At 64.5% G+C, this 577-nt stretch carries 1 protein-coding gene; it reads left to right on the top strand.

Annotated elements, in window-relative coordinates:
* The coding region (locus tag AC0L3E_RS34610; RefSeq protein ID WP_473606913.1) for an adenosine kinase at nt 1-577 on the top strand (577 nt) is incomplete at both ends.

The raw sequence follows: 577 nt of genomic DNA, 5'->3' as shown, positions 1-577 counted from the left end.
AGGGTGAGCCGCCGACGGCGCGCTCGATGATCTTCGTCACGCCCGACGGCGAGCGCTCGATGAACACCTATCTCGGCGCCTGCGTCGAGCTTGGCCCTGAGGATGTCGAAGCCGACAAGGCGTCTGGCGCCAAGGTCACCTATTTCGAAGGCTATCTGTGGGACCCGCCGCGCGCCAAGGAGGCAATCCGCCAGACGGCGAAGCTGGCGCACGCAGCAGGCCGAGAAGTGTCGATGACACTGTCGGATTCGTTCTGCGTCGACCGCTACCGCGACGAATTCCTTGAGCTGATGCGTTCGGGCACGGTCGACATCGTCTTTGCCAACAGCCACGAGATCAAGTCGCTCTACCAGACGTCGTCGTTCGACGAGGCGCTGGCCCAGATCCGCAAGGATTGCCGGATCGCCGCCGTGACCCGCTCGGAAAAAGGCTCGGTGATCGTGCGCGGCGACGAGACCGTGGTCATCAAGGCGACCGCCATCAAGGAACTGGTCGACACGACGGGCGCCGGCGATCTCTATGCCGCCGGCTTCCTGCATGGCTACACGCAAGGCCGCGACCTGCAGACTTGCGGCGA

This window comes from Mesorhizobium sp. WSM4822, assembly GCF_055811155.1.
Note: the sequence above shows the minus strand (reverse complement) of the source record. Positions and strands in the feature narration are given on the sequence as shown.